Genomic DNA, 20,221 nt, shown 5'->3' with positions numbered 1-20,221 from the left:
CGGCAGAAGCTGTGGCAGAGGCTGCGGAGGACGACTGGGCGCGGCTGCTGCGCCTGCTCGACGAACGCGAGGTCGTACTGCGCACCACCGGCGACCGGATCGGCTACCTGGCCCCCGCCGGGGCGATGGACGAGGAGCTCACCGGCCTCGTCCGGGCCCACCGCGAGCGGCTGCTCGCCGTCCTGACCGGCGACGGGACGGCCCTGGCGGCCGCGCCGACCGCGGTGGGGCAGTGGCGGATGCGCAAGGCCCACGCCGGGTCGGCCGATCCGGCGGTGTGGAACATCACCCAGCGGATCACCGTGCGCGGCCCGTTGGAGCCCGAGCGGCTGGCCGCCGCGCTGACGGCGGTCACCGAGCGGCACGAGAGCCTGCGCACGCGCTTCCCCGACACCGAACTCGGGGTGCTCCAGCAGGTGCTGCCGAACACCCCGCTGGACCTCCCCGTCGAGGACCTGCGCGGGCTCGCCCCGGCCGAACGGGACGCGGCGCTCGCCGAGGCCCTGGACGCCGTGATCGCCCGCCCGTACGACCTGACCGCACCGCCGCTGCTGCGCGCCCGGCTGCTGCGTCCGGCGGAGCAGGAGTGGGTGCTGCTGCTGTCCGTCCACCACATCGCGCTGGACGGCTGGTCGCTGGCCACCGTGCTGGCCGACCTGGGCGCGCTCTACCGTACGGGCGGCCCGCTGCCGGATGCCCCGGGCCGGATGACCGACTACGCCTGCTGGGAGCGGACGGTGGTCACCCGGGCCGCCGTCGCGGCGGCCACCGACCACTGGGCCGAGGTCCTCGACGGCGCGCCGCTCTCGGTGGACCTGCCCACCGACCGGCCGCGCCCCGAAAAGCGCTCCGGGCACGGCGAGACCGCCGAGTTCCGCATCCCGGCGGCCGTGGCCGAGGCGGTCGGACGCTACGCGGCGGCCCGCTCCGCCACCGCCTCCGCCGTCCTGCTGGCAGCGCTCGCCCGGCTGCTCGGCTCGCTCAGCGGCGCCCCGGCGCCGCTGGTCCTGCTCTCCAACGCCAACCGCACCCGGCCGGCCGACGAGAAGGTGGTCGGGCTGCTCACCAACAGCGTGCCGATCCTGGTGCCGACCGGGGGCACCGGCGGGTTCGGGGAGCAGGTGGACCACGCCGCGGAGGCGATCGCCTCCGCCCTGGACCACTCGGTGACGGCCTTCGGGCTGCTGGTCGAGCCCCTGCGGGAGCGCGGCATCCTGCTGCCCCCCGTGTTCCCGCAGATCCTGCTCGCCGTCCAGAGCACCCCGCCCATCACCCTCGACCTCCCCGGCCTGACCACCGAGATCGAGGACGTCGCCGGCCCCTCCGCCCGCGCCGACTGCTCGTTCAGTCTCACCCCGGACGCCGACGGCTACGCCGGCCTGGTCGAGTACGACGCCGACCTGTTCGACCCGGGCACCATCCGGGGCTGGCTGGACGCCCTGGTGGCCGACCTGGCCCGGCAGTTGGAAGTCCCGCTCGGGTGACGGCCGAGGGGCCCCGGCGGACGGCGTGCCGTCCGCCGGGGCCCCTCGCTGTCCGCCGCGGAGAACCCGATGGCGGCGGCGGGGCCGCCGATGGTAAACATGTGACATGTTACAAGGCACTCACATCACCCTCCGGGCCCGCCACGACGCCGACCTGCCGGTGCTCCTGGCCGAGCTGTACGACGACGTGGCGACCCGCGCGCGGGCCGACTCCCGACCCTGGCGGCCCATCCCGCCGGGCTCGCCGCACTCCCCGTACGTCGTCCCCGGTCCTTCCGACGAGGCCGCCTGCTTCTCCGTGGTCGAGACGGCCACCGGCGAACTCGCCGGCGAGGCCCTGCTGTGGGGCATCGACGCCCACAACCGCGGCGCCCACGTCGGCCTCGCCCTGCTGCCGGGCCACCGGGGGCGCGGGTTCGCACCGGACGTCCTGCGGGCGCTCTGCCACTACGCCTTCCCGGTGCTGGGCCTGCGCCGCCTGCAGCTGGAGACCCTGGCGGACAACACCCCGATGCTCCGGGCCGCCGCCGGCGCCGGCTTCACCGTCGAGGGACGGCTGCGCCAGGCCGCCTGGGCGTACGGGGAGTTCGTGGACCAGGTCGTGCTCGGACTGCTGGCCGAGGAGTGGCGGAAGTGAGCGACGGCCCGTCCGGCCTGCGGCCCCTCCCGCACGGCTACACCAACCGCACCGCGGGTGACGGCACGGTCGTCGTGAAGCGCTACGAGGGGCCGGACGCCGAGCAGCGCGGCCGGCGCGAGCACCGGGCGCTGACCGGGCTGCGCGGGCTGCTGCCGGTCCCCCCGGTGCTCGGCACCGAGCCGGGCGCCATCACCCTCGGCCACCTGCCCGGGGTGCCCGCGCAGGAACTGCTGGACACCGGACACGGCCCGGAGGTCCTCGCCGCCTGCGGGCGGGTGCTGCGCCGGCTCCAGGCCCTCGACCCCGAACTGGCCGGCGACGGGCCGGCGCCCGCCGGATCGGTACCGGTGCACGGGGACTTCGGGCCCCACAACCTGCTGCTGGACCCGGCCGACTTCGCCGTCACCGGCCTGCTGGACTGGGAGTTCGCCCACCCGGGCGAGCCGGTGGAGGACCTGGCCTGGTGCGAGTGGATCGTCCGCACCCACCACCCGGCCCAGGCGGGCGCCCTGCACCACCTCTTCGACGCGTACGGGCAGCCGGCGCCGCCCTGGCCGCGGCGCCGGTCCGCCATGCTCACCCAGTGCGCCCGGCTGGAGGAGTTCTGCCGCCGACGCGACCCGGACGGACCGGGGGCCCGCCAGTGGCAGGAGCGCGGGCGTCTGACGGCGGGCTGGCCGGAGCCCTCCTGACCGCGGCGGCGCGGCGCTCCGGGCTTGCGCACCACGGCTTGTGTCGTCATGCACGCGTCCAACCTGCGGGACGCGGCGACGCGGGCGCGCTCTGATCGTTCGTCATCGTCTCACCGACCGCCCGGGTGGCGGGTACCGGCGGAGCACAGCCGAATGCAGCACCCGTCCGCCGCCGCACCTACCGGGCAGGTGGGGCGGCGGACCGGGCCCCGATCAGCCGAGCGGGCGGCAGAGCAGGGCGGCCGGGGCGCCGTACTGGAGGCGCTGCCAGGTGGAGGCGACGCCGGCCAGGTACTCGCCGTCCGCGCACTGGCCCTTGTAGCGGCCCGGCGCCCAGTCGCTCGCCACCGAGCCGCCCGTGGCGGGCCGGTTGTCGCCCCGGTCGAACCAGAGGGTGCGGCCGGTCAGCGGCAGCGGGGCCGCCGCGGGGGCGCAGAGCAGGGCGGCCATGCCGTTGTTGCGCACGCTGTAGCCGACGGCGAAGGTGCGGTCGGGACACTGGAGCTTGTCGTAGCCGGACGCCCAGTCGCCCCCGGTGACGTAGCGCTCATCGGTGACGGTGATCCAGTCGCCGCTGCCGCCGGCCGGTTCGCCCGCGTCCGTGCACAGGGCACGGCTGTCACCGCGGGCGAGGGCGGTCAGGCGCTGGCCGTCCGGGCAGTCGCCCTTGCGGTTGCCGGGGCTCCAGTCCGCGCGCGCGAGCATCCGCCGGGAGAGGTCCTGGTCGGCGTGGTCGAGGCTGAGCATGTTCCAGTGGCCCACCGCGGGCACCGGGCCGCTCACCGCCGGGGCGCCGACCAGCTTCGTCCAGTCGGCGGCCCGCCAGTCGCCGGGGTCGGTGAGGCCGGTCCTGGTGCCGTCGGGGCCGTAGGAGAGCAGCGCCCAGGTGTCCAGCGGGCGGCCGGCGGTGTCGGCCCAGCCGACCAGCGGCCAGATGGCGAAGTCGGTGTCGTTGCGGACCAGGATGTCGGTGAAGGCGTGCAGCCAGGCCTGTTCCTTGGCGTCGGTCGAGCCCCGGCCGCCGGCGCCGAACTCGCTGATCCACACCGGGGCGGTGAAGTGCTGGCCGGAGCGGGCGACGAACAGCGCCTCGTCGTCCACCACCTGGGCGAGCTGCTCGGGGGTGAAGTCCTGGTAGCGCGGGTCGCCGGTGGATCCGGGGCCGCTGCCCGCGCCGGTGTTGGCCGGGCCGGTGTAGCCGTAGAAGTGCGCGGCGTAGACCAGCTTGCCGGAGTCGATCAGGGTGTTGGAGAGGTTGCGCACCGGGGTGAGCATCGGGCGGCCGTGGCTGAACCCGGCGGCGGGGATGCCGTACCAGTTGATGCCCTCCATGACGACCAGCATGTCCGGGTCGGCCTGGAGGATGCGGTTGCCGGCCTCCTCGAAGGCGGCGTACTCGTCGTGGGCGTCGCCCATCCCCCAGTTGGGGTCGTCCCAGACGTCCCGGCGGACCTCGTTGCGCAGGTCGGCGCCGACCACCCGCTTGTCGGCCTTGTAGCGGTTCACCATGAACAGCCAGTCGTCCTCCCACTGCGCGGTCGACTGGCCGCTGTTCCAGCGCTCGTTGCCGTCCAGGCCGCAGCAGAAGCGGTAGCTGGTGGTGTGGTTGTTGAGGATCACCGCGAAGCCGTCGGCGGTCAGCGCGGCCACCACGGCGTCGAACACCTGGAGCGGGGTGCGTCCGCGCAGCTCGGGGTTGGCGGCGACGGCGGAGTCCGGGACGGGGACGGTGTCGTGGATCAGCGCGTTGGCGAACGGCAGCCGGATGCTGTTGAGGCCCAGCCCGTGGAAGTCGGCCAGCAGCCGCGGGATCGGCACCCGGTCCAGGCCCAGCGGGATGTTGTGCGACACCTGCCCGGCCTGATTGTTCGCCGGGTCGTCGGCGCTCCCACTGCCCTGCCAAGTACCCTGTGCACCCGCCCAGTTGGCCGCCTTCAGCTTGAAGCGCCGACCGTCGGCGTCCACGACGTAGCGCCCTCGGGTGCTCAGCGGGCCGGTCCAGGACGCGGCCAGGGAGGCGGCTGCCGTGGCCCGGTGCTCCTCGCCGGGCGCCGCGACACCGGGGCCCGCCACCAGGACGGCGAGCACCGGCAGGGCCGCGGCCAGGGCGAGCAGACGCACCGCAAGACTCTTCATGGACATCCCCGCTGTGGTGAGGTGGCTCAGGCCGCGACCGGGCACACCGGAGCCGTCGGCGAGGACAGACGATATGACGGAACCTCAGGCGCGGGAAGGGTGCGTGCTGTCCTCCAGGGGAAATCCGGGTGAAGATCAGCGGCCGCGCGGGCCGGGGGCTGGTCGCAGAATTCAGGTGCCCATCAGCGGAACTCCCGGCGGTGCGGCCGCTGCCGCCCGCCGGAGACCGCTGATGGGCACCTTCCTGTGCCTGATCGGGCGGTGTACCTGCTGCTCTTCAGCGAGATCTGCCCCGGCCCGTACGCCGAACTCACCGACTCGTCGAGCAGTACATCGAGCAGCAACAGCGGCCCGCGTGACATGCCGCGACCCGAGGGCGGTTCGCTCCACACCTCGGGCCGTACGGGCTATCGGCCCTGAAGGACCGGGCTTACGCCCGAATCAGTGGGTCACTGCCCGGCCCAGGCCACGGTGATGCCGAGCTGACTCTCCACGACGGTGATGTCGGACATCAGGGCCCTCGTGCCACCCGAGCGGTTCCCGGCCCAGAGCAGACCGACCGCGGTGCGGGAGCCCCGTTCGAGCACCAGGGAACCGGAGTCGCCGCCCCTGGCGAAGATCCCGTCCGGGCATTGCCGACCGGACCGGGCCCTCCCGGACTCCTCACCGGCGGCCGACCGCAGCGCGCGCCCGGCCTCCCGGCGGGCGTGACGCCCACGCTCCCTTGTTCCGCTGTGAGCCCGGGAAACGCCAGTGGCCACTGCGCCAGCAGCCGCTCCCGGGCACTCGTCCGACGGCCGTCACCCGGGTGCCGGGCCGTGGTGGCGGCGCCGCCCCGCGGCCAGCACCGTGGTCAGGGGGCGGCGATCCGCAACACAGTGACCCACAGGACGGTGCAGATGAACGCGAACGACTCCGCGCCCCGCGTCGTGGTCGGCGTCGACGGCTCTCCACCGTCGTACGCCGCGCTGCGCTGGGCGGCCCGGTACGCCACGGTGACCGGCGGGATGGTCGACGCGGTGGGCGCCTGGGAGCCGCCGAGCCACTTCGGCTGGTCGGCGCCGGTGGTCGACAGCACCTTCGACCGGGAGCTCGCCGAGCGGCGGTTCGCCGAGGAACTGCACACGGTGCTCGGCGACGACTGCCGGGTGGAGGTCCGCCAGACGATGGTCATGGGCGACCCCTCCGAGGTCCTCCTGGAGGCGGCCCGGGGCGCCGACCTGCTGGTGGTCGGCAGCCACGGCCACGGCGGCTTCGCCCGCAGCCTGCTCGGCTCGGTGAGCACCCGCTGTGCGCAGCACGCCGCCTGTCCGGTCGTCATCGTCCGGGCCGCCGTCACGGAAGGGAAGTGAGTCGCCCATGGCGTACATCACCGTCGGCCAGGAGAACTCCACCCCGATCGAGCTCTACTACGAGGACCACGGCTCCGGCCGACCGGTCGTCCTGATCCACGGGTTCCCCCTCGACGGGCACTCGTGGGAGCGGCAGAGCGCCGCGCTCCTCGACGCCGGGCACCGGGTGATCACCTATGACCGCCGCGGTTTCGGCCGGTCCTCGCAGCCGACCACCGGCTACGACTACGACACCTTCGCCGCCGACCTCCACACCCTGGTGGAGACCCTCGACCTGCGGGACGCCGTGCTGGTCGGCTTCTCCATGGGCACCGGCGAGGTCGCCCGCTACGTGTCCGGATACGGCTCCGGCCGCCTCTTCAAGGTGGCCTTCCTGGGCTCCCTGGAGCCGTACCTGCTGAAGACCGACGACAACCCGGAGGGGGCGGGTCCGAAGGACTTCTTCGACGGCATCGTCGCCGCCGTGAAGGCCGACCGGTACGCCTACTACACCGCCTTCTACCGGGACTTCTACAACCTGGACGAGAACCTCGGGAGCCGGATCAGCCCGGAGGCCGTCCGCAACAGCTGGAACGTCGCCACCTCGGGCGGTGCCTTCGCCGCTGCGGCGGCACCGTCCACCTGGTACACGGACTTCCGCGCCGACATCCCGCGCATCGACGTGCCGGCGCTGATCGTGCACGGCACCGCCGACCGCATCCTGCCGATCGACAGCACCGGACGCCCGTTCCACCGGGCGCTGCCCTCCGCCGAGTACGTGGAGATCGAGGGCGCTCCGCACGGCCTGCTCTGGACCCACGCCGAGGAGGTCAACGCGGCGCTGCTCGCCTTCATCGGGGGGTAGCCCGGACGGCGGTTGCCTCCGTGACGGCTCGCGCCCGGGGCGCGGCCGTCACGGGACGCGACGGTCACGGGATGCGGAAGCCGCGGAAGGTCACCGGCCTGCGGGTCTCGAAGCCGAGGCGCTCGTAGAGTGCGACGGCGCCGGTGTTCGCCTCGGCGACGTGCAGGAAGGGGCGTTCGCCCCGCGCCAGGATGCGCGCGACGAGCGCCCCGACCAGGCGGGCGGCGTGGCCCTGCCCGCGCGCCTCGGGGATGGTGCAGACAGCGCTGATCTCCGTCCATCCCGGGGGCCGGAGCCGTTCGCCCGCCATCGCCACCAGGGTGCCGTTGTCGCGGATGCCGAGGTAGGTGCCCAGCTCGTGGGTGCGCGGCCGGAACGGACCCGGCCGGGTCCGCTCGACGAGGTCGAGCATCTCGGGCACGTCCTGCGCTCCCAGTTCGACCACGCCGGTGTCGGGCCCGGCACTGATGTGGTCGGGCCGGCCGCTGCCGGTCCGGATCATCTGGCGGCCTTCGAGGGAGAAGACCGGCTCCCAGTCGGACGGCGGGGTCGCCGGGCAGCTGAACATGTCGGCGAGCTCACCGCGACCGAGCAGCCGGACGAGCTCGGCCCACTCCCGGGGGCCCGCGTCGGCCGGGAGCGCCGCGAAGGTCGAGACCTCCGGCAGGTAGGTGGCGGCTGCTCCGATCCGGCGGGCGAGGTGCGCGTGCCGGCCGCGCAGTGATTCGCCCACCGGGTCGTCGAGTGCGACGGCGTCGCGGTTCACCATCGTGCTGGTCCTCTCGGGTCGTGCGGTGCGGTCGGCCGACAGTGTGCCACTCGGCCCGGGGACGTCGCCGACCGGTGGCCCGACGGGAGCGGGTCACGGGCCTCCTCGAATGCGAAGTCGCCTGTCCCGCTTGTGACTTCCGCGGCGACCGACCGTCCTCGGATGGGCTCGGCCTCCCCGGTCGACGGCTCCTGTCGACCGCGGAGCGGCGGGCCACCTCCCGAAGCAGCGGCCCCGGGGTGCATGGACGCCGCCCGGGTGGGCACACGCGGTGACCGAACCCGTCCTCCTCCCCACGGAAAGGCCGATTCCGATGCTCGCGCTCTTCCTCGTCCTCCTGCTGGTGCTCGTTCTGGGCGGCGCCGGCTTCGTCATCCACGTCCTGTGGTGGGTCGCCCTCGCCGTCCTGGTGTTGTGGCTCCTCGGCTTCGTCTTCGCCGCACGCGGCTCCGGAAGCCGCGCACGGTGGTACCGGTGGTGACCGTCCACCGCCATCAACGCAGCAGAACGGCCAGCAGCTCCGCCAGGGTCGGGCCCGCGTCGGCCGGGTGGCGCAGTTGTTTGCCCGCGATCACGTGGTAGACGTTGGTGCGCCCCTGGCGCTCGTGGCTGAGGTAACCGGCCTGCTCCAGGTCGACGATGATCCGCTGCACCGCCCGCTCGGTGAGCAGGCAGCGCGTGGCGATGTCGCGGACCTTGATCCCCGGATCCCGGGCGATCTGCACCAGCACGCGAGCATGGTTCGTGAGGAAGGTCCATCCCGGGCCCGCCGGCCGGTCGTTCACGTCAGCACGCGGTCCGGACCTCGCCGTCGGGACCGGCCGCTTCTCCGCACCCCGCAGACGGGCCCCGTCGCGCAGGCCCGGCCGCCCGGTGGCCCCGGTCCCTGAGGAACCGGGCTCACCGGGGTCACCGGGCGATCGGACGGAGCTCAACCGGGGCTCACCCGGCCCCGCCAGCCGCCCTCCCCGCCTCCGCGGCGCTCGATGAAGTCCTTGAAACGCCGCAGATCCCCCTTCACCCGCCGGTCGACCATTCCCATCGCGGCTCCGGCCTTCTCGGCAACGCCCTCGGGCCGGAAGTCGATGGCCATGTTGACCCGCGTGTGCTCGTCGTCGAGCCGCTGGAACGTCACCACGCCGTGCTGCTTCACCTCACCCCCGACGGTGCGCCAGGCGATCCGCTCGTCGGGCAGCTGGTCGACGATCTCGGTGTCGAACTCACGGGTGACTCCGCCGATGCTCGTCCGCCAGTGGTTGTGGCGGTCGTCCAGCTGGGTCACCGAGTCGACGCCCTCCATGAAACGCGGGAACTCCTCGAACAGCGTCCACTGGTTGTAGGCGGTGTCCAGGGGCACGTCGACGTCGACCGATTCCTTCACCATGCTCATCCGGGGCCTCCTTGCTCGGCACGGCCGGGATCGTCCCGACCGCCCCCGCGCCTGCCCGCCGGGCGCCGGATCAACCCTGCGACCGGGCGGATCGAAGCCCGTGTTCGGGGTAGACGCCGGTACGTCCCCACCAGCCCCAGGACCGAGGAGGAAGCCATGCCCGCCGGTTCGAGCAGGAAACGTGAACGCCAGTACGAGCACATCAAGGAGAGCGCCCTGGACCGCGGCGAGAGCGAGAAGCGGGCCAAGGAGATCGCCGCCCGCACCGTGAACAAGGAACGGGCCCGGCACGGCGAGTCGAAGACCGCCAGCCGCTCCTCGACCCACGACATGTCCTCCTCCCGGCGCGGCGGTCAACGCTCGCACTCCGGCGCCCAGGGGCCGACGAAGGACCAGCTCTACAACGAGGCCAGGCAGCGCAACATCCACGGCCGCTCGAAGATGAACAAGAAGCAGCTCGAAGACGCACTCGGACACTGACCCGCCAACCGGACACTGACCCGCCGACGCCCGGCCCGGCCCGCACCACCGCGGGCCGCCCGCCCCCGGAAAGGAGCGAGCGAGGGGCCCGCTCATGGTGTGTACCTCCGGACGGGCCCGGTCAGGCGATGAAGATCATGGCGACGAGCATGACCGATACGGCCAGAGCCAGCCCCACGATCACGACCGCGGGCCAGATGCCCCAGGCCGTGCGCAGTTCCTCGGGTTCGGGATGGGAGATGCCCGATGTACCGCCCTCCGCCGGCGGGGTGTCCCCACCGGGCAGGGCGCCGTGTTCGTCGAGCGCCGGAGTGCGGTCCGGGTCGGGGTCGGGTGTCGTCATGGTGAGTCCCGGGGAGAAGTGGGATCCGATGCCGGGCGGCTTCCCCGGGCCGGGGGCCGGAAACGTCACACGCCTGGCGAACCGCCGCCTGCGTCCCTGCCGGGACCGCCCGCCGTTCGAAGGCCGGAGGTCGGAGGTCGGAGGTCAGCGGTTGGACCACGGTGCCGGCCCTCACCCGCCCCGGCCCTGGGGGTGCCATTCGGCGAGGAGGATCGTGGCGTCGTCGCGGAGCCGGTGGTTCTGGTGCGCGAGCAGCGAGTGGGTCAGGTGGCGCAGGGCCTCGGGGGCGGGTTCGCCACTCGCCATGTGCTGGACGAGGGTGTCGGTCAGGCGTTCCTCTCCGAAGACGTCGCCGGTGGGTGAGCGGGCGTCGGTGACGCCGTCGGTGTAGATCAGGACCCGGTCACCGGGCTGGAGCCTGGTGTGGTGGACGGCTTGCGGGCCGCGGTCGTGGTAGCCGAGTCCGAGGGGCAGTTCGGGCCGCCGTCGCAGGGCGCCGGCGACGACGTGCCTGCCGCGGATGAGCAGCGGCGTCGGATGACCGCAGTTGACCCAGGTGAGCTCACCGGTGGCGGAGTCCAGGTCGGCCACGACGGCCGTCAGCAACCGCTCGGGGATCCAGCGGCCCAGCGTGCGGTCGATGGCCTGGGCGATGGCCGCCAGGTCGCCGCCGGCCCGGCGGGTGCTGCGGCAGGCCGCCAGGGCGACCGAGCTGGCCCCGCCGGAGGCGAGGTCGTGCCCCATGGCGTCGAACACGGACATGTGCAGGCGTCCGCCCGCCACCGAGTGGTCGAAGGCGTCGCCACCGACCTCGTAGGCGGGTTCGAGGACCGCGCTGGAGGTGAAGTCGCGGGTACCGATGGTGCGCGGCGGCATGAAGGCCCACAGGAGTTCGGCCTGCAGGCTCATCGGCCGGTCGCGCGTCGTGCGGACGATGACGTCGCTGTACGCGGATTTGGAGACCGTCAGCAGCGCGACGAGCGCGGCCAGGGCCTCCCAGCGGTCGGCCGCCTCCAACCCGGCCGCCGGGGCCTCGATCCGCAGGACGCCGATCCGTTCGATGCCGTCGACGAGCGGGAACCAGCCGACCTGCGGCGGCCCGGTGGAGATCCGGGTCCGCTGCAGCCGGTAGGCCCGGCCCGCGAGCGTGGTCTCGATCTCCTCGGCGGCGACGTGTTGCGGGGGGTCGTCGCCGTGGACGAGCAGGGGCACGAGGTTCCGCTGCTGGACGTCGGCGAGGTAGATCCGGGCGTCGGCCGCGCCCAGCTCGCGGGCCGCTTCCTCCAGGAGGCCGGGCAGGTCCCTGGGCCCGCTCGCTCGCGCACGCGCCAGGAGCCGGGCCAGCACCCTGCCCAGCACCGCTTCGTCGCATCCGGACACGCCGGGCCTCCTCTCGCGACGGTCTGCTCGCGCGCCGCGCCCGGCCCGGCGCCTGTGACGACGGCCGGAAGGGCCGATGGAGCGTTCGTGCTCCCATCGTCGTACCGTGCGGGAGTCCGGTCCACCGACCGGCCTCGTCCGCGCTTGCCGGGCCCTGCTACAGCCCGGGGGTGTAGGGGGCGACACCGACGATCAGGATGTCCCGCCGGCCCTCCTCGCCGTCGCCGCCGAGCCGGACCGGGCCGACGTAATGGCTGACGCGGCAGTCGTGCACGCCGTAGCCGTCCAGCGGCTCGGTCAGGACGAAGCGGTCGTGGACGGCCTCGGGCGCCAGCGCGTCGGGCTGCCGCCCGGCACTCTCGGGCGTCGCGACGACGTTCTCGCCGCCCTCGACGTTCCGGCGGCCGATCAAGTGGGCGAAGGTGAACGTGGCCGGTGAACCTCCGTCCTGGTGCAGGCAGTCGGGCGAGGACACCGCGACCTGCTGTCGGCCCCGCACGCCGAGCGAGATCAGGTGCACGCCGACGTAGACCGGGACGCGATGGAGGTCCTCCAGCCACAGGGCGTGGCCCAGGTCGGCATGGATCAGGGCGTCGAGCAGCCGGTTGTGGTGCAGGGCGGGCGGGATGTCGGGCAGCCTCCGTCGCACGCGCGGGTACTCCGGGTTGTGCTCGTCCTGCCAGTACTCGGTGACGGTGCCAAACTCCTCGTCGGGCGCTCCGGGGATGTAGGACAACTCACCGGTCCACGGCAGGTACACGGCGTGCGAGTAACGGCGGAACCGGTTGGTCGCCCGCGCGTACGGATCCCGCGGCAGGTCCCGGTAGGCGGCGGCCAGCTCGGTGAAGTCCTCGGCCAGGGCTCCGGCGTCGACACCCAGGTCGGCGGGGCCCAGCCGGGCGTAGCCGTCCCGCCGGACCCTCGTGGCCTGCCCGGCCGGCTGGACGCCGCCCACCCGGCCGGACGTGTTCGCGCTCTCGTCCATCGGCTGCTCCCAGCGCTCCCGGCCGGGATCCGGCACGGGTCCGATTCCCCGCTCCTGTACGGCCGTGTCCCTTGTACGGCCGTGTCCCTCGTACTGCCGTCTCCCTCCACGCTGGCACGCCCCGGGCAGTCGCACCGCCGTGGCGTCCGCCGTGCGGGCGAACACGGGCCGGCGCGGCGGCCGTCTCCGCGGCTCAGGCGCCGCCCCGGGCAGCCTGGTGCCGGGCTCGGGCACCGGGGCCCGCGAACCGGGTCGGGTGGGTGGATCCGGCTCTGCTCACCGTCCCGGATCAGACCTCGTCCTCCAGGCGGATCGCGTGCTCCAGGTCCCGCCTGGCCTCGTCCCGGTTGCTCTCCTCCTCCGCCAGGAGAGCGGCCGCTATGGCGTCGAGCTTGCGCTGGATCGCGTGCTCGGCCCGGCGCTCGGCGTTCTTCAGCAACGCGAGCAGCAGCAGCGTCACGGCCGACATCGTGTCACCGACGAGGAGTTGCCACGAGAACGGGAGCCCCGCGACGTGGACCGCCACGAAGGCGGCCACGAGCAGCACGCACATCGCGTAGAACACCGGCGAGCTCGTCAGGTTGGACGCCCGGTCCGCCAGCCGCGCGAATCCTCCCCGGCCCCGCTCCACCGGGTGGCTCAGTGTCATGTCACTCTCCGCCCGTCACTGGCCGAACAGGTGCCGGATGCGGCCGCCCCTCGCCGGCCCGGCCGCCGGCCCGCCACGGCCACCCTGCTCGGCGGCGCGTTCCGCCGGCGGCGCGACCGGCTCGTCGACGGGTTCCACCCGCCCTGCGGGCCGCGTCGGGTCGGCCTCGCGGCGCACCGCGGTCCCCGCCCCGGGGCGGACCGCTCGTGGGCTCCGTCGGGCGAGCCCCGTCAGCGCCAGCCCCAGGCAGAAGATCAGGCCGAGCGCCACACCGGCCAGGAAGACGCCCAGGCTGCTGAGCGTCACCAGGTCGTTCCCCAGCACCGTCGCCTGGTAGCCGGGCCCGCCGGAGAGGTTGTCCGCGATCAGTAGCCCGATGAAGGCGCCGGATGCCGACATCAGCAGAATTCCCAGCAGCAGCACCGTGCTCTCCTTCCGTCCCGGTCCGGTTCGCGTGGCCTCCCGTCTACCCGGCTCGTCCCGGCCCTAACGCTCCGGCGCGTGCAGCCGGTAGACCGCGAACGCCCGCCCGATGACCGGTTGCGCGACGTTGCGCACGCGCACGCCGCACGCCGTGAGACCGCGCTCGGTGCCGAGGTGCGCATGGCCGTGGACGGCGAGGTCGGCGCCGCCCGCGTCGATCGGCGTGCCCCCCCGGGCTCCACGGCCAAACTCCGACCGGCGGCGTGGAGCAACGGCGCCGACCGCGCGCCGCGCCGGTACCGTCCGGGTGGCTCCGAAGAGTCCTTCGGGCGGTTCCCTCCCCCCGGTACCGGGCAGAAGCCGAGCACCGCGTGCGCAACCCCGTCGTACGGCGACCGGCATGAGACGGAGGCCACCATGAACGGTGCCGAGGGCTTCCCGAACCGGCTGTCCGCCGAGCACCGGGCCATCGAGGCGCTGTTGCGCCAGCTGGCCCGCACCACCAACCGCGTCGGTGCCCCCGACGGTGAGGCCCTGCGGCTGTTGGGTTCCCTGCGGCGGCTGCTCAGCCCCCACCTCCTGGTGGAGGAGGCCCACCTGTATCCGCTGGCGCGACGACGTCTGCCGGCCGGTGACGCGCTGGCGGACGCCGCGGGCCGCAGCCACACGGCGATCCGCCGACTGCTCGACCGGGCCCAGGACGAACGGCTGTCCGCCGGCGGGCGCCGGCACGCCACGGCCGTCCTGGTCGTCCTGCTCCGCGCGCACCTGCGCGGCGAGGACGAGCGGCTGTTCCCGGCCCTGCGCGCCCGTGCCGCGGCGGAGGAACTGCGGAGCTGCGAACGCCGCATGCACGAGGGGCGGGCCAGACGGCCGGGCGCACCGCTGTGGGGGCTCCCGCCGGGGACCGGGGCGATCGCCTCCCTCCGGGACGACGTCAGCGGGCACGACACCTCCGGGCACCAGCACTCGCCGTGACGTGCGTCGGTGCCCGTCGGCACCCGTCGGCCGGCGCCGCCCCGGCACTCAACGCGGGCTGACCGCCTCGGCCCGGGCGTGCAACGCGGCGTCGATGCCGCGTAGGAAGTGTTCGAGGTCGCCCGGGTTGCGCGAGGTCACCAGGCGCCAGTCGTCGGTGTCGTCCGTGACCAGCGGCTCGTCCGCCCAGGTGGCGCCGGCGTTGGCGAGGTCGGTGCGCAGGGACGGGTAGGAGGTGAGCCGCTTGCCGTACGCGACGCCTGCCTCGACCAGCAGCCAGGGGCCGTGGCAGATGGCGGCGACGGGCCGCCCCGAGGTGGTGAAGGCGAGCACCGTGTCGACGGCGGGCCGCTGGAGCCTGAGGGTGTCCGCGTTGACGGTGCCGCCCGGGATGAGGAGCAGGTCGTAGCCGGTGGCGTCGACCTCGTCGAGGGTGAGTGTCGGGCGCACCGTCTCGCCGGGTTCCTTGTCCCCGACCAGGGTGCGGATGTCGCCCCGGTCGGGGGCGGCGATGTCGACCTGGACGCCGTTCTCGCGCAGGTGCCGTGCGGGGACGAGAAGTTCGTCCTGCTCGACACCGTAGTTCGTCACGATCGCCAGGACCTTGCCGTGCCGGTGCATGTCTCCTCCTGGTCGTGTCGGTTCACCGGGTGCGCTTGCGCACCCCCGGGCTCGGCGGGTACCCACCGATCCCCCAGTCATGCCGGGTTCACCGGCGTCGGTCCGGGTAGCCGCCGGGCGACGGGCGGGCCGTCCGCACCCGCCCCGGGACCCGAGGAGGCGGCGGTGGGTGTCGGACGACGTTCCCGCGACGCGCGGCGGGAGCTGGTCCCCGGCGAGCGCCGCGGGGCCGTGCCCACCCGGGCGGGCGCGGTGACCTGAGGCGGGCGCGGACCGTGGACCCGGCGCAGGCACTGCGAAGGATCGCCTTCCTCCTGGAGTGGAAGGGCGCCTCCCCGTACCGGGTGCGGGCGTTCCACACGGCCGCCGAGGCCGTCCGCGGCCTGCCGCCCGGCGTGGTGGACGCCGCCGGCGTCCGCCGCCTGCGGGGCGTCGGACCGGTCACCTCCGAGGTGATCGCCCAGGCGTCGACCGGTGCGACGCCGCCGTACCTGGCCCGGCTGGAGGCCGAGGCCGGGCCTGCGGCGCTGGCCGGCTGGGAGCTGCTGGCCGCCGCCCGGGGGGACTGCCACCTGCACTCCGACTGGTCCGACGGCGGCCACCCGTTCGAGGAGATGGCCGACGCCGCCCGCGGGCTCGGGCACGACTGGGCGGTGCTCACCGACCACTCGCCCCGGCTGACCATCGCCCACGGCCTCAGCCCCGAACGCCTGCGGCGCCAGCTCGACGAGGTGGCGGCCTGGAACGCCGCCCTCGACGGTCCGTTCCGACTGCTGACCGGGATCGAGTGCGACATCCTCGAGGACGGCTCGCTCGACCAGGAGCCGGAGCTGCTCGACCGGCTCGACCTGGTGGTGGCCTCGGTTCACTCGAAGCTCCGCTCCGAGCCGGGACCGATGACGGACCGGATGCTGGCCGCGGTCCAAGCCCCCCGCACCAACGTCCTCGGGCACTGCACCGGCCGGATCGTCACCGGGCGCGGCCGGCCGCCGTCCCGCTTCGACGCCCACGCGGTCTTCGCTGCCTGCGCCGCGAACGCGACGGCGGTGGAGATCAACTGCCGCCCCGAACGCCGCGACCCGCCCGACGACCTGCTGCGCCTGGCCGCGCGGATGGGCTGCCTGTTCGCCGTCGACACCGACGCCCACGCACCCGACCAGCTGCACTGGTTCGGCTCCGGTTACGCCCGGGCGGCCCGGTTCGGTCTCGAACCCGAGCGGCTGATCACCACCTGGCCACGCGAACGACTCCTCGCCTGGACCGGACGGACCAACGGCTGACCGGCCCTCCGCACGGCTCGGCAGGCCCACTGCTGACGGGCACCCGCCGCGGCCGGTACAGGCTCGTCCGGGCTCCCCGGTGCCCCCGGCCAGCCGTCGCCGCCCTGCGTTTCGCCCCCGCCGTCCGGGGCAGCCGCGCCGGCGTAGACCCCTGGAGGAGCCATGACCGCCGTCGTCCCCGATCTCCCGGTCCGACCTGCCGTACCCGAGCACCGGTACCGCACCGAGCGCCGGGCCGGCCTGGTCCGCCGCGCCGCCGAGCGCCAGTGGCCGGCCAGGTCCCGCCGCGGGATCCACCGGGCCCTGCCGGCCCGCGCGTGACGGGCCGCGACCGCCGCGCCGGGAAGGAACCGCCATGCTCCTGGTCCGACCGCCCGGGGTCTACCCGCCCCAGGGCGACACCGAGCTCCTGGCCTCGTGCGTGCTCAGGGAAGCACTGGACGGCTCCAGCCGGGTGCTCGACCTCTGCACCGGAACCGGCGCCGTCGCGCTCGTGGCGGCCCGGACGGGTGCGCGGGTCACCGCCGTGGACCTGTCCGCCCGGGCCGTCGCCACCGCCTGGGTCAACAGCCGGCTGCACCACCGGCGTGTCCGGGTCCGCCGGGGCGACCTGCTGGCCCCGGTCGCCGGACGGAGCTATGACCTGATCACCGCGAACCCGCCGTACGTCCCGGTCCGCGCCACGGCGGCCACCGCCGGCCGCGGCGCCGCCCTGGCCTGGGACGCCGGACCGGACGGACGGCTGGTGCTGGACCGGATCTGCCGCGAGGTGCCCGGTCTGCTCGCCCGCGGCGGCGTGCTCCTGGTCGTGCAGTCCTCGCTCGCGGACATCCGCGCCACGCTCTCGCAGCTGCGCGCGGGCGGGCTGCGCACCGGTGTCGCGGCACGGCGGCGGCAGGCGTTCGGACCGGTGATGACCGCCCGGGCCGCCCTGTTCGAGCAGCGCGGGCTGATCCGGCCGGGCCGGCGCGAGGAGGAACTGGTGGTGGTCCGTGGTGTCCGCGAACGGTGACCGGCCGACGACCCGGGTGGTCGTCGTCCCCGGCGGCCCGCTGCTGGTGGAGGGGCCGGTGGAAGTGGTCCTGCCGAACGGTACGGTGCGGGTCTGCGAGCGCCCGGTGGTGGCGTTCTGCGCCTGCCGCCGCAGCCGCAACTACCCGTTCTGCGACACCAGCCACCGACGGCACGGCCGCCCGGCCCGGGGATCGCGGGAACGCGGAGCGGGCGAAGCAGGCGGAGCGGGCGAAGCAGAAGGACGGGGAGCGCGGGAGCGGAAGGCGGACGGGCGGGAAGAGGCGGACGGGCGGGAATCAGACCGGATCGTCGGGCAGGGGTGAGCGCAGCGAGGTGCGCCCGGCCCGCCAGCGGTCGAGCAGGTGGTCCGCGAAGCGTCCGTCGACCACCCCGGCCGCGGCGGTGCCGAACGCCACGTCGCGGGCGGACTCCGGCTCGGCGGCGACCAGTTCCTCGATGACCCCGCGCCGCACCAGCTGCTCGTGGACGGCGTCCGCCTCGATGTGCTCACGGTAGAAGAGGGTGCCGTCCGGTCCCCCGCCGAGCCGCTCCAGCGCCGCCGCCAGGCGGGCCGAACCGGGCGAGGAGGTGATCTCGACGGTGGCGAAGTGGCCGACGGCCGCGCCGCGCAGCGCCCGGTGCAGGCCGAGGAGCGTCATCAGGTTGACCACCGCCAGGGTCGGGGCCGGGACGAGGTCCAGATAGTGCCCGTAGCCGGGGTCGAGGTCGAAGGCGGTCATCATCCGGGCGAACAGCACGGCGTGGGCCCGTTCCGGCCGTCCGGCGCCGTACTCGTCGTAGAGGATCGCCGTCAGCACCGCCTGGGCGGACCCGTGGATCCTCGGCAGCATCCACAGCTGCGGATCGGCTTCCTTGAGGTGGTAGACCGAGCGGTGCACCAGGTACTCGCGGGCGTGCCGGCGCTCGCCCTCGGCGGCCAGGAAGTGCGAGGGGCCGGTGCCGTCGGGTGGCTCGGTGAGCAGCGCCTCCAGGGCTTCCCCCAACGGCGGCACGGGTTCCGCCTCCGCGCGCACCGCGGCCAGGAACGGGCGCTCCAACTCCTGGCGGAACCGGAGGAGTTCGGGGTCCCACTCCCAGTCGTCCGACACCCCGGGCAACCCCCGGTCGTGCAGCTCGTAGCACAGGTGGAGGGCGAGCTGGTGGTCCTCACCCCACGGCTCGGCGAGGGAGCCGGGCGCAGCGCGCAGGCGGCCGGCCCCGGGCGGTCCTGTGGTGAGCAGGGCCAGCACCGACGCCGACAGCGGTCCCCGCGGAGCGGGCAGCCCGCTCACCGCGACCTCCCCCGCCCGTCGGCGCAGGCACAGAGCACCGCGAAGGCGATCGCGAGCGTCAGCGCCCAGCAGCCGCTGAACGCCCACAGGACGGGCGCGGAGGACGTCCGCAGCCCCGCGACCAGCAGGCCTAGCGAGAGCAGGGCGAGCCCCAGGACGGCCCGAGGCCGTACCCCGCGCATCAGCTCCCAGCCCCTGGCGCGCAACCCGAGCCCGAAGCCTCGCAACCGGGCGTCGAGCGCGCGGTCGCGCCGCAGTCCCCGTTCGATCCCGAGCAGTTCCTCCCGCTCCCGCCCATCCATCGTCTCCTCCTGCCTTCGCGGTCCGCCCCCTGCTTCGTCCGGGGCGGGTGCCCGGACGGCGCGCCCTCTAACCCGCGGACCCGGCGTCCGGTGAGGCGAGGTGGCCCACGCCACTGCGCGTGGGCCACCTCCGGGGCCTCAGCCCTCCTCGGGCTCGTCCGCCCAGCCGGGGGCGCCGCGGTCCTCCAGCTCCTCCCGCAGCCAGGCCAGCGTGGCGCTGAGCAGCCGCGAGACGTGCATCTGGGAGACCCCGATCCGCTCCGCGATCCGGGACTGCGTCCAACCGTCCCAGAACCGCAGCTTCAGGACGGTCTGCTCGCGTTCGGGCAGCCGGGCCAGCAGCGGCCGCACCGCGATGCGGAAGTCCACGAGCTCGATACCGGGATCACAGCCGCCGAGGCGGTCCAGGAGGGCACTGCCGGCCTCGTCGGTGTCCCCGTCACGCAGCGCGTCCAACGAGTTCGGGCGGCAGACCCGGCCCGCCATCAGGCCCTCGGTGGCCTGTTCCACGGTGAGGTGGAGATCCTCCGCGATCTCCCCGGGCTGCGGGAGGCGGCCGAGTTCCTGCTCGAGCCGGTCCGAGCCGCGGGTGACGGACAGATAGAGCTCCTGCATGCTGCGCGGCACCCGCACCGGCCACGAGGTGTCGCGGAAGAACCGCTTGATCTCGCCGGCGATGGTGGGGATGGCGTAGGTGACGAACTCGACGCCGCGCCGCGGGTCGTAGCCGTCGACGGCCTTGATCAGACCGATCGTGCCGACCTGGAGGATGTCCTCCATGTCCTCGGCGCGGTGCCGGAACCGGGCCGCGATGAAACGCACCAGCGGCATGTTCAGCTCGATGATCGTGCCGCGGACGTAGCTGTAGGCGTGGCTCTCCCGGGCCAGCCCGGCCAGCCGCCCGAACAGCGCGTCGCTCAGCTCCCTGGCCTCGGACTTCCCCATGCGGCGCAGTGCAGCCGCCGTCGGCCGTCCCGGCAGGTCCGCCGGCAGCCCCGCGGGCACCGGCTCCCGGTCGGTTGTGGTTTCCAGGTGGGTGGACACGTGATCGCTCCAGGACATCGGGGTGGAACACCCCGCAACGCCTGCGGACCCACGCCCGCGCGCTGCGGACTTCTTCCCCCAGGACCTGTGCCCGGCTTCTTCAAGCGCGGTCCCGGTGCACCC

The 20,221-nt window shown here is 74.3% G+C and carries 27 protein-coding genes and 1 pseudogene; 13 read left to right on the top strand and 15 right to left on the bottom strand.

The window, feature by feature from the left end:
- Positions 1–11 precede the first annotated feature (11 nt).
- The 3 genes from ACWDBE_RS01895 to ACWDBE_RS01885 all read left to right on the top strand — a co-directional run bounded on the left by ACWDBE_RS01895 (position 12) and on the right by ACWDBE_RS01885 (position 2,816).
- Complete coding sequence (locus ACWDBE_RS01895; protein WP_449806907.1) at positions 12–1,484, top strand: condensation domain-containing protein; 1,473 nt, start codon at positions 12–14, stop codon at positions 1,482–1,484.
- Between the two features lie 106 nt (positions 1,485–1,590).
- Complete coding sequence (locus tag ACWDBE_RS01890) at positions 1,591–2,121, top strand: GNAT family N-acetyltransferase (RefSeq protein ID WP_449806906.1); 531 nt, start codon at positions 1,591–1,593, stop codon at positions 2,119–2,121.
- The gene (locus tag ACWDBE_RS01885; protein ID WP_449806905.1) at positions 2,118–2,816 is read left to right on the top strand and encodes a phosphotransferase family protein; all 699 of its coding nucleotides are present in this window, start codon (positions 2,118–2,120) and stop codon (positions 2,814–2,816) included. The genes ACWDBE_RS01890 and ACWDBE_RS01885 overlap by 4 nt, the downstream gene beginning before the upstream one ends.
- A 213-nt stretch (positions 2,817–3,029) precedes the next feature.
- On the opposite strand, the gene ACWDBE_RS01880 is transcribed toward ACWDBE_RS01885, so the two are convergent.
- Positions 3,030–4,958, bottom strand: coding sequence for a glycoside hydrolase family 5 protein (locus ACWDBE_RS01880; protein ID WP_449806904.1), 1,929 nt, complete (start codon positions 4,956–4,958; stop codon positions 3,030–3,032).
- Between the two features lie 255 nt (positions 4,959–5,213).
- Here ACWDBE_RS01880 and ACWDBE_RS01875 point away from each other — a divergent pair, with 255 nt between their 5' ends.
- Positions 5,214–5,372: a hypothetical protein gene (locus ACWDBE_RS01875; RefSeq protein WP_449806903.1), complete on the top strand. Its 159-nt coding sequence runs from the start codon at positions 5,214–5,216 to the stop codon at positions 5,370–5,372.
- Between the two features lie 29 nt (positions 5,373–5,401).
- Here the strand turns inward: ACWDBE_RS01875 and ACWDBE_RS01870 are convergent, their stop codons facing one another.
- On the bottom strand, positions 5,402–5,539 hold the full coding sequence (locus tag ACWDBE_RS01870) for a hypothetical protein (RefSeq protein WP_449806902.1): 138 nt from the start codon (positions 5,537–5,539) through the stop codon (positions 5,402–5,404).
- Between the two features lie 312 nt (positions 5,540–5,851).
- Between ACWDBE_RS01870 and ACWDBE_RS01865 the strand changes: the two genes are divergently transcribed.
- Together ACWDBE_RS01865 and ACWDBE_RS01860 are read left to right on the top strand one after the other, a co-directional pair.
- Complete coding sequence (locus tag ACWDBE_RS01865; RefSeq protein ID WP_449806901.1) at positions 5,852–6,304, top strand: universal stress protein; 453 nt, start codon at positions 5,852–5,854, stop codon at positions 6,302–6,304.
- A 7-nt stretch (positions 6,305–6,311) separates the two neighbouring features.
- Positions 6,312–7,148: an alpha/beta fold hydrolase gene (locus ACWDBE_RS01860; RefSeq protein WP_449806900.1), complete on the top strand. Its 837-nt coding sequence runs from the start codon at positions 6,312–6,314 to the stop codon at positions 7,146–7,148.
- A gap of 64 nt (positions 7,149–7,212) precedes the next feature.
- Here ACWDBE_RS01860 and ACWDBE_RS01855 read toward each other — a convergent pair whose 3' ends face one another.
- Positions 7,213–7,917, bottom strand: a complete 705-nt coding sequence (locus ACWDBE_RS01855) for a GNAT family N-acetyltransferase (RefSeq protein WP_449806899.1) — start codon at positions 7,915–7,917, stop codon at positions 7,213–7,215.
- A gap of 313 nt (positions 7,918–8,230) precedes the next feature.
- Here ACWDBE_RS01855 and ACWDBE_RS01850 point away from each other — a divergent pair, with 313 nt between their 5' ends.
- Complete coding sequence (locus tag ACWDBE_RS01850; protein WP_449806898.1) at positions 8,231–8,398, top strand: hydrophobic protein; 168 nt, start codon at positions 8,231–8,233, stop codon at positions 8,396–8,398.
- 13 nt (positions 8,399–8,411) lie between these two features.
- Here the strand turns inward: ACWDBE_RS01850 and ACWDBE_RS01845 are convergent, their stop codons facing one another.
- Together ACWDBE_RS01845 and ACWDBE_RS01840 are read right to left on the bottom strand one after the other, a co-directional pair.
- Positions 8,412–8,702: a helix-turn-helix transcriptional regulator gene (locus ACWDBE_RS01845; protein ID WP_449806897.1), complete on the bottom strand. Its 291-nt coding sequence runs from the start codon at positions 8,700–8,702 to the stop codon at positions 8,412–8,414.
- 146 nt (positions 8,703–8,848) lie between these two features.
- Positions 8,849–9,307: an SRPBCC family protein gene (locus ACWDBE_RS01840; protein ID WP_449806896.1), complete on the bottom strand. Its 459-nt coding sequence runs from the start codon at positions 9,305–9,307 to the stop codon at positions 8,849–8,851.
- 156 nt (positions 9,308–9,463) lie between these two features.
- Here ACWDBE_RS01840 and ACWDBE_RS01835 point away from each other — a divergent pair, with 156 nt between their 5' ends.
- Complete coding sequence (locus ACWDBE_RS01835) at positions 9,464–9,787, top strand: plasmid stabilization protein (RefSeq protein ID WP_449806895.1); 324 nt, start codon at positions 9,464–9,466, stop codon at positions 9,785–9,787.
- A 121-nt stretch (positions 9,788–9,908) separates the two neighbouring features.
- On the opposite strand, the gene ACWDBE_RS01830 is transcribed toward ACWDBE_RS01835, so the two are convergent.
- The 6 genes and pseudogenes from ACWDBE_RS01830 to ACWDBE_RS01805 all read right to left on the bottom strand — a co-directional run.
- The gene (locus ACWDBE_RS01830; protein WP_449806894.1) at positions 9,909–10,130 is read right to left on the bottom strand and encodes a DUF6480 family protein; all 222 of its coding nucleotides are present in this window, start codon (positions 10,128–10,130) and stop codon (positions 9,909–9,911) included.
- A 171-nt stretch (positions 10,131–10,301) separates the two neighbouring features.
- Positions 10,302–11,510 (bottom strand): PP2C family protein-serine/threonine phosphatase, encoded by a 1,209-nt coding sequence (locus ACWDBE_RS01825; protein ID WP_449806893.1) that lies wholly within the window; start codon positions 11,508–11,510, stop codon positions 10,302–10,304.
- Between the two features lie 157 nt (positions 11,511–11,667).
- On the bottom strand, positions 11,668–12,531 hold the full coding sequence (locus ACWDBE_RS01820) for a 2OG-Fe dioxygenase family protein (RefSeq protein WP_449806892.1): 864 nt from the start codon (positions 12,529–12,531) through the stop codon (positions 11,668–11,670).
- A 253-nt stretch (positions 12,532–12,784) separates the two neighbouring features.
- Positions 12,785–13,144, bottom strand: a complete 360-nt coding sequence (locus ACWDBE_RS01815) for a low affinity iron permease family protein (RefSeq protein ID WP_449806891.1) — start codon at positions 13,142–13,144, stop codon at positions 12,785–12,787.
- Positions 13,145–13,159: 15 nt separating this feature from the next.
- Positions 13,160–13,567 carry a hypothetical protein gene (locus tag ACWDBE_RS01810; protein ID WP_449806890.1) on the bottom strand — a complete coding sequence of 136 codons (408 nt, stop codon included), beginning with the start codon at positions 13,565–13,567 and terminating at the stop codon, positions 13,160–13,162.
- A gap of 63 nt (positions 13,568–13,630) precedes the next feature.
- A pseudogene (locus tag ACWDBE_RS01805) lies at positions 13,631–13,786 on the bottom strand (metallophosphoesterase); the annotation flags it as partial.
- Positions 13,787–13,984: 198 nt separating this feature from the next.
- On the opposite strand from ACWDBE_RS01805, the gene ACWDBE_RS01800 reads away from it, so the two are divergent.
- On the top strand, positions 13,985–14,545 hold the full coding sequence (locus ACWDBE_RS01800; RefSeq protein ID WP_449806889.1) for a hemerythrin domain-containing protein: 561 nt from the start codon (positions 13,985–13,987) through the stop codon (positions 14,543–14,545).
- A gap of 48 nt (positions 14,546–14,593) precedes the next feature.
- Here ACWDBE_RS01800 and ACWDBE_RS01795 read toward each other — a convergent pair whose 3' ends face one another.
- A complete protein-coding gene (locus tag ACWDBE_RS01795; protein WP_449806888.1) occupies positions 14,594–15,166 on the bottom strand; it encodes a DJ-1/PfpI/YhbO family deglycase/protease in 573 nt (190 codons plus the stop codon).
- 275 nt (positions 15,167–15,441) lie between these two features.
- On the opposite strand from ACWDBE_RS01795, the gene ACWDBE_RS01790 reads away from it, so the two are divergent.
- From ACWDBE_RS01790 to ACWDBE_RS01775, 4 genes are all read left to right on the top strand, one after another.
- Positions 15,442–16,446, top strand: coding sequence for a PHP domain-containing protein (locus tag ACWDBE_RS01790; protein ID WP_449806887.1), 1,005 nt, complete (start codon positions 15,442–15,444; stop codon positions 16,444–16,446).
- A gap of 162 nt (positions 16,447–16,608) precedes the next feature.
- Positions 16,609–16,767 carry a hypothetical protein gene (locus tag ACWDBE_RS01785; RefSeq protein ID WP_449806886.1) on the top strand — a complete coding sequence of 53 codons (159 nt, stop codon included), beginning with the start codon at positions 16,609–16,611 and terminating at the stop codon, positions 16,765–16,767.
- A 34-nt stretch (positions 16,768–16,801) separates the two neighbouring features.
- Positions 16,802–17,458: a HemK2/MTQ2 family protein methyltransferase gene (locus ACWDBE_RS01780; protein WP_449806885.1), complete on the top strand. Its 657-nt coding sequence runs from the start codon at positions 16,802–16,804 to the stop codon at positions 17,456–17,458.
- Entirely contained in the window at positions 17,442–17,783 is a 342-nt protein-coding gene (locus tag ACWDBE_RS01775) for a CDGSH iron-sulfur domain-containing protein (RefSeq protein WP_449806884.1), read from the top strand. Before ACWDBE_RS01780 ends, ACWDBE_RS01775 begins: the two co-directional genes overlap by 17 nt.
- On the opposite strand, the gene ACWDBE_RS01770 is transcribed toward ACWDBE_RS01775, so the two are convergent.
- From ACWDBE_RS01770 to ACWDBE_RS01760, 3 genes are all read right to left on the bottom strand, one after another.
- Positions 17,757–18,752, bottom strand: coding sequence for an iron-containing redox enzyme family protein (locus ACWDBE_RS01770; RefSeq protein WP_449806883.1), 996 nt, complete (start codon positions 18,750–18,752; stop codon positions 17,757–17,759). The genes ACWDBE_RS01775 and ACWDBE_RS01770 overlap by 27 nt on opposite strands.
- Positions 18,749–19,054: a DUF3040 domain-containing protein gene (locus tag ACWDBE_RS01765; protein ID WP_449806882.1), complete on the bottom strand. Its 306-nt coding sequence runs from the start codon at positions 19,052–19,054 to the stop codon at positions 18,749–18,751. Before ACWDBE_RS01765 ends, ACWDBE_RS01770 begins: the two co-directional genes overlap by 4 nt.
- Before the next feature lie 138 nt (positions 19,055–19,192).
- A complete protein-coding gene (locus ACWDBE_RS01760; RefSeq protein WP_449806881.1) occupies positions 19,193–19,999 on the bottom strand; it encodes a SigB/SigF/SigG family RNA polymerase sigma factor in 807 nt (268 codons plus the stop codon).
- Positions 20,000–20,221 lie beyond the last annotated feature (222 nt).

The sequence above is a fragment of the Kitasatospora sp. NPDC001132 genome (assembly GCF_053598415.1).
The sequence above is the reverse complement of the archived record's forward strand: the minus strand, read 5'-3'. Positions and strand labels throughout refer to the sequence as shown.